General features: G+C 66.0%; 7 protein-coding genes and 1 pseudogene. 7 read left to right on the forward strand and 1 reads right to left on the reverse strand.

The window, feature by feature from the left end:
- The first annotated feature begins 242 nt into the window (after positions 1 to 242).
- The 5 genes from Q6A47_RS20575 (at position 243) to Q6A47_RS20595 (ending at position 6,061) form a co-directional block, all read left to right on the forward strand.
- Positions 243 to 1,358 (forward strand): ABC transporter substrate-binding protein, encoded by a 1,116-nt coding sequence (locus tag Q6A47_RS20575; RefSeq protein WP_116889294.1) that lies wholly within the window; start codon positions 243 to 245, stop codon positions 1,356 to 1,358.
- Positions 1,355 to 2,422 (forward strand): FecCD family ABC transporter permease, encoded by a 1,068-nt coding sequence (locus Q6A47_RS20580; RefSeq protein ID WP_304485237.1) that lies wholly within the window; start codon positions 1,355 to 1,357, stop codon positions 2,420 to 2,422. Before Q6A47_RS20575 ends, Q6A47_RS20580 begins: the two co-directional genes overlap by 4 nt.
- Positions 2,419 to 3,180, forward strand: a complete 762-nt coding sequence (locus Q6A47_RS20585) for an ABC transporter ATP-binding protein (RefSeq protein WP_304485232.1) — start codon at positions 2,419 to 2,421, stop codon at positions 3,178 to 3,180. Before Q6A47_RS20580 ends, Q6A47_RS20585 begins: the two co-directional genes overlap by 4 nt.
- A 314-nt stretch (positions 3,181 to 3,494) precedes the next feature.
- Entirely contained in the window at positions 3,495 to 4,886 is a 1,392-nt protein-coding gene (gene gabP / locus Q6A47_RS20590; protein ID WP_029614685.1) for a GABA permease, read from the forward strand.
- Between the two features lie 149 nt (positions 4,887 to 5,035).
- A complete protein-coding gene (locus Q6A47_RS20595) occupies positions 5,036 to 6,061 on the forward strand; it encodes a PDDEXK nuclease domain-containing protein (RefSeq protein ID WP_304485233.1) in 1,026 nt (341 codons plus the stop codon).
- A 5-nt stretch (positions 6,062 to 6,066) separates the two neighbouring features.
- Here Q6A47_RS20595 and Q6A47_RS20600 read toward each other — a convergent pair whose 3' ends face one another.
- A complete protein-coding gene (locus Q6A47_RS20600; RefSeq protein WP_304485234.1) occupies positions 6,067 to 7,071 on the reverse strand; it encodes a hypothetical protein in 1,005 nt (334 codons plus the stop codon).
- A gap of 177 nt (positions 7,072 to 7,248) precedes the next feature.
- Here Q6A47_RS20600 and Q6A47_RS23140 point away from each other — a divergent pair.
- Together Q6A47_RS23140 and Q6A47_RS23145 are read left to right on the forward strand one after the other, a co-directional pair.
- Positions 7,249 to 7,764 (forward strand): annotated as a pseudogene (locus Q6A47_RS23140) (MCP four helix bundle domain-containing protein); the annotation flags it as partial.
- A gap of 534 nt (positions 7,765 to 8,298) precedes the next feature.
- A complete protein-coding gene (locus tag Q6A47_RS23145; RefSeq protein ID WP_369811574.1) occupies positions 8,299 to 8,892 on the forward strand; it encodes a methyl-accepting chemotaxis protein in 594 nt (197 codons plus the stop codon).
- Positions 8,893 to 9,167: the final 275 nt, after the last annotated feature.

A 9,167-nucleotide genomic window follows, 5' to 3' on the forward strand; every position in this document is an offset into this window, starting at 1 on the left:
ATCGAGCAGCCCCCAAGAAGTTGAGCAAGACCGCGGGTCGGTGGTAGGTGAAAGACAGTTGGCCCGCGCGATGTCCGCATAAACCCCTGGAGCATGGGGTGGTACGGCCTCACAGTCACCGCGCCAGCGCATGACATTCCATTACATTCCCACACGCTGCCCAGGGCATGGCGGCGACTAGAATGCGCGGCTTGAATGAGACCGATTCTCTGTCACGCATCCGCAGTCGCAGGAGCCCTTGCATGTCCGCCATTCTCCGTCGCGCGCGGCAGTTGCTGCCGCTCGTGGTCTTCCTCGCGGCCGGACTGGGCATCGCCCAGACCGCCAGCGCCACCCAAGTCACCGACGTGCTCGGACGCAAGGTCGAAATGGACCACGCGCCGCAACGCATCGTCCTCGGCGAGGGCCGGCTGTTCTTCGCCCTGGCCCTGCTCGACCGCGACAACCCGTTCCAGCGAGTGGTCGGTTGGCAGAACGACATGCGCCTGCTCGACCCGCACACCTATGAGGTCTACGCCAAGCGTTATCCACAGGTGGCCAAGCTGCCGCTGATCGGCCAGGCCTCGGAGCAGAGCGTCAGCGCCGAGCAGATCCTGGCGCTCAAGCCGGACCTGGCGATCTTCAGCATCGCCGGCGAAGGGCCGACCCAGCACAGCCCGGTGGCCGACCTGCTGGAGCAGGCGGGCATTCCCGTGCTGTTCATCGATTTTCGCGTGCACCCGATCGAGAACACCCGGGTCAGCCTGCAAGCGCTGGGCACTTTGCTCGGCCGCGAGCAGCAAGCGCAGCAGTACCTGAGCTTCTACGACAGTCACCTCAAGCGAGTCACCGATGCGCTGGCGGGGCTCGAGCCCAGCCAGCGGCCCAAGGTGTTCCTCGAACTGCTGGCCGGTGTCTGGCAGGCGCCGGGCCACACCACGGGCAAGAGCGGCCTGGGCAGCGTGGTCGAGGCGGTCGGTGGGCATAACATCGCCGCCGACGTGGTGCCCGGCGCGCTGGGCGATGTCAGCGTCGAATACGTGCTCAAGGCCGACCCGGACGTCTACATCGCCACCGGCAACCGTGCTCCAGGCGTGCTGCTCGGGGCTGGCGTAAGCGCCGACAGCGCACGCCAGAGCCTGGCGAAGATCACCGCGCGCCCCGAATTCGCGCCGCTGCGGCCGATCCGCGAGGGCCAGGCCCATGGCCTGTGGCATGACTTCTACAACTCGCCGTTCAACATCCTGGCCATCGAAGCCATGGCCCGCTGGATTCACCCCGAGCGCTTCAAGGACCTGGACCCGCAGGCGACCATGGGCCAGATCAACCGGATGCTCGAAGTCGGCCTGGATGGCCACTATTGGATCGACGCCCAGTGACGGCCCAGGCCCAGGCGCTGCCAGGCGTCGAACAGGCGGCCTGGCAGTATCGACGCCTGTTGTGGCGGCGTACCGCACTGGTCGGCGGCCTGGCCGTGCTGTTGCTGCTGTCGGTGCTCGGTGACCTGGCCAGCGGCGCCTCGGGCATGGGCCTGGGGCAATTGCTGCACGGGGTGTTCGACCCGAGCACGCTGAGCGCCACCGAGCGGGTGATCATCTGGAACGTGCGCCTGCCCTATGCGCTGATGGCAGTGCTGGTGGGCGCGGCCCTGGCGCTGGCCGGCGCCGAAATGCAGGCGATCCTCGACAACCCCCTGGCCAGCCCGTTCACCTTGGGCGTGTCGTCGGCCGCCGCGCTCGGCGCCTCGCTGGCCATCGCCTACCCGCTGAGCGTGGCCTGGCTCTCGCCCAGCGCCCAGGTGACGGTGATGGCGTTCGTCTTCGCGTGCCTGTCGGTGCTGCTGTTGCAGGGCATGTCGCGGCTGCGCGGCGCGGGGGTCGAAAGCCTGGTGCTGTTCGGCATCGCCTTGGTGTTCAGTTGCAACGCGCTGGTGTCGTTGCTGCAACTGCTGGCCACCGAGGACGTGTTGCAGCAACTGGTGTTCTGGACCCTCGGCAGCCTGGCCCGGGCCAACTGGCAGAAGCTTGGCATCCTCGCCGCGGTGCTGGCGCTGGTCGTGCCGTTTTCCTTGCGCAGCGCGTCGGCCATGACCTTGCTGCGCATGGGCGAGGACCGCGCGCGCAGTTTTGGCGTGGATACCCGACGCTTGCGTGTGGCCTCGCTGCTGCGCATCAGCCTGCTGTCGGCGACCGCCGTGGCCTTCGTCGGCACCATCGGTTTCATCGGCCTGGTCGGCCCGCACATCGCGCGCTTGCTGGTGGGCGAGGACCAGCGCTTCCTGTTGCCGGCCAGCGCCCTGGTCGGGGCGCTGCTGCTGTCGCTGTCGTCGATCGCCAGCAAGTTGATCCTGCCGGGGGTGATCGTGCCGGTCGGCATCGTCACCGCGCTGGTCGGTGTGCCAGTGTTCGTGGCGCTGGTGTTCAAGCGCGGGAGGCGACTGTGAGTCTGCGTATCGACGAGGTCTCGGTGGCCTATGGCCGACGTTCGATCATCCAGGGCCTGAGCCTGCCGGAACTGCCGGCCGGCAGCCTGGTGGCGCTGGTCGGACCCAACGGCGCCGGCAAGTCCACCTTGCTCCGCGCCTTGGCCGGGCTGGAGCGGATGCAGGGCGCCGTGCATCTCGATGGCGAGAACGTCACCCGCCTGCCGTTCGCCGAGCGCGCCCGGCGCCTGGCCTACATGCCCCAGCAGTTGCCGCCGGGGTTGGCCTTGGGCGTATTGGAGAGCATCGTCGCCGCCCTGCGCGTGGGCGCGGCGCAGGACGTGCTGGGCACGGCGTACGAGGCGCTGCGCCAACTCGGCATCGAGCACCTGGCCGAGCAGGGGCTCGACAGCCTGTCCGGCGGCCAGCGCCAGTTGGTGGCCCTGGCTCAACTGCTGGCGCGCAACCCCCAGGTGCTGCTGCTCGACGAGCCCACCAGCGCGCTGGACCTGCACTACCAACTGCGGGTGATGGATGCGGTGCGCGAGCGCGTCGTGCGCCATCGCCTGCTGGCGGTGGCGGTGCTGCACGACATCAACCTGGCGGCCAGCCATGCCGATTGCCTGGTGATGCTGGAGAAAGGCCGGGTGGTGGCCTGCGGCACTCCGGCCCAGGTGTTGGCGCCGGACTTGCTGGCGCAGGTGTACGGCGTCGAGGCGCGGGTCGAGCAATGCTCGCGTGGCCGCCTGCAAGTGCTGGTGGACCGGGCGCTGCGCTGAGTCCTGACGCAGGCGGCGCCCGTTCGCGGGTGAGCCTGCTGCCACCGACATACCCCGCACCGCCATCGGCGCCCCCCTCGGTGGCGTGCACGGATAAACGGTGTCGTGATCGAACACCTTCGCGGCGCTCTCGAACAATTAGCCCGGCACCCGCACTGTTTGAATGAAGCCCACTTCGACGCCCCAGTCCGTCAACCCGTGAACAACCTCAACAACATCACGTGGACTGCGTGCAATTTATTGTTTTAAAAGGAGATCGTTTCCGCCTACGCCTGCCCGTCCTTACTTGTGTCAGCAAAAAGAGAACAATATCAATGAACACCGTGGGTACTGATGGCAACCTTGCTCAAGGTTTCAAGCCACGTCATGTAACGATGCTGTCCATCGCGGGCATCATTGGTGCAGGACTTTTCGTCGGCTCCGGACACGCCATCGCGGCCGCCGGACCCGCTACCATCCTTTCCTATTTCGTTGCTGGCACCTTGGTCGTGCTGGTGATGCGCATGCTCGGCGAGATGGCTGTCGCCCATCCCGACACCGGCTCGTTTTCTACCTACGCCGACCAGGCCATTGGCCGCTGGGCCGGCTACACCATCGGCTGGCTGTACTGGTGGTTCTGGGTGCTGGTCATTCCCATCGAAGCGCTCGCCGCCGGGCACGTGCTCAACGCCTGGTTCCCGCAGGTAGACAGTTGGATCTTCGCCCTGGCCTCGGTGCTGCTATTGGCGTGCACCAACCTGTTCAGCGTCGCCAAGTACGGCGAGTTCGAATTCTGGTTCGCCATTCTCAAGGTCACCGCGATCCTCGGCTTCATCGGCCTGGGCTTCGCCGCGCTGATGGGGTGGCTGCCCAACCGCGAAGTCAGCGGCCTGAGCACACTGGTGGCGCAACACGGCGGCTTCGCCCCCAACGGCTGGTCGGCGGTGATCGGTGCGTTCATCACCGTGATGTTCAGCTTCATCGGCACCGAGGCGGTGACCATCGCCGCGTCCGAGTCCAGCGACCCGTCGCGCAACATCGCCAAGGCCACCCGCTCGGTCATCTGGCGGATCAGCACCTTCTACATCCTGTCGATCTTCGTGATCATCTCGGTGGTGCCGTGGAATGATCCGCAGTTGGCCGTGGTGGGTTCTTACCAGCGCGCGCTGGAGATCATGAACATCCCCAACGCCGCCTTCATGGTCGACATGGTGGTGCTGGTGGCGGTGACCAGTTGCATGAACTCGTCGATCTACATCGCCTCGCGCATGATGTACTCGCTGGCCAAGCGCGGCGACGCGCCGGCCCTGCTCAAGCACACCTCGAAAGTGGGTGTGCCGCGTGCCGCGGTGTTCGGCAGTACGCTGATCGGCGCCGCCATCGCCGTGCTGAACTATTTCGCCCCCAAAGGCGTGTTCGAGTTCCTGCTGGCCAGCTCCGGCGCCATCGCCTTGCTGGTGTACCTGGTCATCGCCATCTCGCAACTGCGCATGCGCCGTCGCCTGGAGCGCGAAAGCACCGAACTCAAGTTCCGCATGTGGCTGTTCCCCTGGCTGACCTGGGGCGTGATCGTGTTCATCAGTTGCGCGCTGGCGGTGATGATGTTCACCGAGGAACACCGTGCCGAAGTCAGCGCGACCCTGAGCCTGGCGATCCTGATCTCGTTCCTGGGCATCGTCACCACCCGTGGGCATGCGCGCAAGGTCGTGGCGGGCTCGATGGGCTGAAAGCCGCGCGTGTAACTCGATGTGAAGAGGGGCGCCTTTACCGGGCGCCCCTCTGTCGTTTACCACAGCCCACTCGGAGCGGTCCGACAGCGATTGAGCGGCGCCCTTGGATAGGCTTCCTGGCTTACCTTCCTGCCAGGAGTGCGCCCATGTCCACATCCCGCAACACGCCCGAAAACACTTCACCGCAAGGTCAGGGCGAAGACCGCTTCGCCGAAGTGGTGACCCTGATTCACGGCGCGCGCCAGCGCTGCCTGCAGGCGGTCAACACGCACTTGATCGAGCTGTATTGGCAGGTCGGTGCTTACATTAGCCGCAAGATCGAGAGCGCCGAATGGGGCGATGCGGTGGTCACTCAGTTGGCCGCGCACCTGGCGCAGACGCAGCCGGGGTTGCGCGGGTTTACCCGACCGAACCTGTTTCGGATGCGCCAATTCTATGAGGCCTACCGTCATGACGAAGTTGTCTCGCCACTGGTGAGACAACTGCCTTGGACCCACAACATGATCATCCTCAGCCAGAGCAAGCGTGTGGAAGAGCGCGAGTTCTACGTGCGGCTGGCGATTCGCGAGCGGTGGTCCAAACGCGAACTCGAACGTCAGATGCGCACCGCCCTGTTCGAGCGCAGCGTCACCGATCCGGTCAAGGCCTCGGCCTCCCTGGCCGACGCTCACCCACAGGCATTGTCGGTGTTCCGCGATACCTACCTGCTCGAGTTCCTCGACCTGCCGGACACCCACGCCGAGGCCGACCTGCACAGAGGCCTGTTGCAGCGTCTGCAGCGTTTTCTCATCGAGTTGGGGCGCGATTTCTGCTTCGTCGGCGCCGAGTACCCGTTGCAAGTCGGTGGACGCGACTTCGCCCTCGACCTGCTGTTGTTCCACCGGGGCCTCAACTGCCTGGTGGCGGTGGAGCTCAAGGTGGGACGCTTCGAGCCCGAGCACCTGGGCAAGTTGAATTTCTACCTCGAGGCCTTGGACCGCACGGTGCGCAAACCCCATGAGAACCCGAGCATCGGTGTGCTGCTGTGTGCCAGCAAGCATGACGAAGTGGTCGAGTATGCCCTCAACCGCAGCCTGAGTCCGGCGCTGGTGGCCGAGTACCAGACCCAGCTGCCGGACAAGGCACTGCTTCAGGCCAAGTTGCAGGAGTTCTACGCCCTCGACGCCGGCTGAGGGTATCAGTGCGGCGCGCGCGCCATCGTGACCACGTCCTTGGCCACCAGCAGCCGCGCCGCGTTGTGACCGACGCCCTGCACCTGGAACTGTCGATGCGCCACGGGCGTTTGCCACTGCTGGGCCAGAAACGCCTCGTAGCGCAGGTAGGCGAGCTGGCGTGTCAGCCGGGTGGCGCCTTGGACGGCGGCGCCGCAGGCGTGATCCATGACCGGGTCGTCCGGCTTGTCGTCGAGCTGACCGACCATGTAGGTCACGTCGCGCGCGGCGTAGCGTCGGAACACCTGCACGGCGTCCAGGCCTTGGCGGGTGAAATACGCCGGCGCCTGCTCCAGACCGTAGCGGTAGTGGTTGTAGGCAGGGCAATCGTGACTGGCCAGCGGCTCAAAGACGCCATCGCGCAGGCGGTTGGCATCCAGGTACAGGTAGGACGACGGGCTGGACACCAGGTAACGCACGTTGATACCGCGCGTGCCTAAGCGCTGGTCACCGTCTCCGAGCAGGGTGTAGCGCTGCAGCAATTGGCCGCCGGCGGAGTGACCGATCACCAGGATGTCCTTGAGCGCGGGAAAGTGCTGGCGGTCGCTGAGGTAGGCCAGCAGATCGTCGAGCACGCTGAAGCCGGCGATGCCTGCACGCCCGCTGCGCGATTCGGTGCCATGCATCCACAGGTTCTTGGGCCATAACGGCATGTCCGGTGTGGCGAGGCGGTCGCTGGCGGTGAGGAAGTTCGGCGCCAGCAGCAGGGTGTCGTTGGCGGTCAGCCCCGCCGCGCTCAGCAATCGCTCTCCCGCCTGGTAGTAGTCGTCGGCGTTGCGGCGCACGCCGTGCAGCACGATCACCGCCCGCTGCACGGGCAGGCTGGCGCGCTGCAGGTCGTCGTTGGCGAAGGCGAGGAAGGCGTAGGGGGCGGCGGTGCCCAGGCGCAGGGTCTGGGGGGCGGCGAAGGCCTGGGCGCTCAGCAGGCTGGTCAACAGCAGGAGCAGAAAGCGTCGGAGCGCGTGTGGCATGCAGGCAACCTCAATGTGCAGCGGTGGTAAACCGCGTGCCTTCGATGCTAGTTCCTGCCCGCCGTGCGCGCGAGCCATGTGCGCAGTCAATTCATCCCATAGGCAGTTTTTTAATACGCGCGTCCCAGATTCTCGTAGAGAATGCTGGCAAATAGCTTTTAGCGCTTGGGGATGAACATGTTCGGCAAGATCGGTATCACCAAAAGGTTGGCCTTCGGCTTCGCATTGGTCGTGGGTTTGATGCTGATCGTCACGGCCATCGGCGTGCGGCGAGTCGGCGGCATCGACGAGCGACTGACCCAGGTCAGCAGCCAGACCACTGTCAAACAGCGCTATGCCATCAACCTGCGCGGCAGCGTGCACGACCGCGCCATCGCCCTGCGCGACGCGGTGCTGGTGCACGAAGATAGCCAATTGACGCCGATTCTCCAGGACATCCAGCGTCTGGACGACGTCTATCAGACCTCGGCCGCGCCGTTGGCCAAGATGCTCGGCGAGGGGCAGGGCAGTGCCGAAGAACTGCGCCTGCAGCAGCAGATCCAGGTCGCCGAACGCAGCGCCCAGACGGCCACCGCGCAGTTGCTTGGACTGCGCCGGCAAGGCGATTTCGCCCAGGCCCAGGCACTGTTGCTGGCGCAGGTGGGGCCGGACTACAAGGAGTGGTTGCGCAGCATCAACGCCTTCATCGACTTCCAGGAAAAGGACGTGGTGCACGACATCGCCCAGGTGCGTGCGAGCGCCTCGGGCTTCGCCGGGCTGATGCTGTGGTCGGTGGCCCTGGCCGCGTTGCTGAGCCTGGTCGCCTCGCTGCTGATCATCCGCAGCATCCGCTCGACCCTCGGCGCCGAGCCTGAGGAAGTGGCGCGCCTATTGCGCGGCCTGGCCGAAGGCCAGATCGACCCGAACCTGCGCAGCCAGCACCCGCACAGCGTGATGGGCGCGCTGGGCACCACCAACCGTCACCTCACCGAGATCGTCACCCAGGTCAACCAGGTGGCGAGCGACCTGGTCGAGTCCTCCAGCCGCATGCGCCAGAACGCGTCGGACAACCAGGGGCGCATGCAGCAGCAGGGTGACGACACCCAGCAGATGGCCAGCGCCGTGACCCAACTGGTGGCCGCGATCAACCAGATATCCGCCTATGCCGCCACCGCAGCGCAAGCGTCCGCTGCCGCCGACCAGGAAGTGGACGCCGGCAAGACCGTGGTCGAAGGCACGGCCGATTCGATGCAGGCGTTGTCCCAGGTGCTGGAGTCGGCCAGCGAGGCGGTGCTGCAAGTGACCTCGGACAGCCAGGCCATCGAAAGCATCATCGAGGTGATCAACTCGATCGCCGAACGGACCAACCTGCTGGCGCTCAACGCGGCCATCGAAGCGGCGCGCGCCGGCGAGTTCGGCCGGGGCTTCGCGGTGGTCGCCGACGAGGTGCGCTCGCTGGCCAACCGCACCCAGGAATCGACCCGCGAGATCAGCGCCATGATCGGCAAGTTGCAGGACGGCGCCGGCAAGACTGCGCAGATCGTCGGTAGCAGCCGCGAACTGGCCCAGGAGACAGTGCAGCGCACGCAGGTAGCGCAGCGTTCGTTGAACGAGATCCGCCGTGAGGTGGCCGCGATCAGTCGGATGAACGAGCAGATCGCCACGGCGTCTTCGCAGCAGGACACGGCGGCGACGCTGCTGGGCCAGGATATCCAGCGTATCCAGGGCTCGTCGCAGCAGGTTCAGGCCGGCTCCACGCGCCTGGCGCAGGACAGCCAGGAGTTGTTGGCGCTGGCCGATGCACTGGGCCAGCGCATGGGCTTCTTCAAGACCCTGCGCTAGCGCAAGCGGCCACGGCGAAGCTGAACACCTGGGACTGCTGCGCAGTCCAATCGCGACACGAGGCCGCTCCCACGAGCGTGCGAGTTGCCAGAAATTGAGCATGACAGTTGCTCGCAAGGGCCTCAGCGCACGAGGCCCGCCCAGGCTTTCTGAGCCTACACCGGCCAACTTGTGGGAGCGGCCTTGTGCCGCGATTGGACCGCAGAGCGGTCCCCGGCAATGGCCACGGCGAAGCTGAAAACCTGGGACTGCTGCGCAGTCCAATCGCGACACGA

It is taken from the genome of Pseudomonas boreofloridensis, assembly GCF_030580795.1.
Classification (GTDB): Bacteria; Pseudomonadota; Gammaproteobacteria; order Pseudomonadales; family Pseudomonadaceae; genus Aquipseudomonas; species Aquipseudomonas boreofloridensis.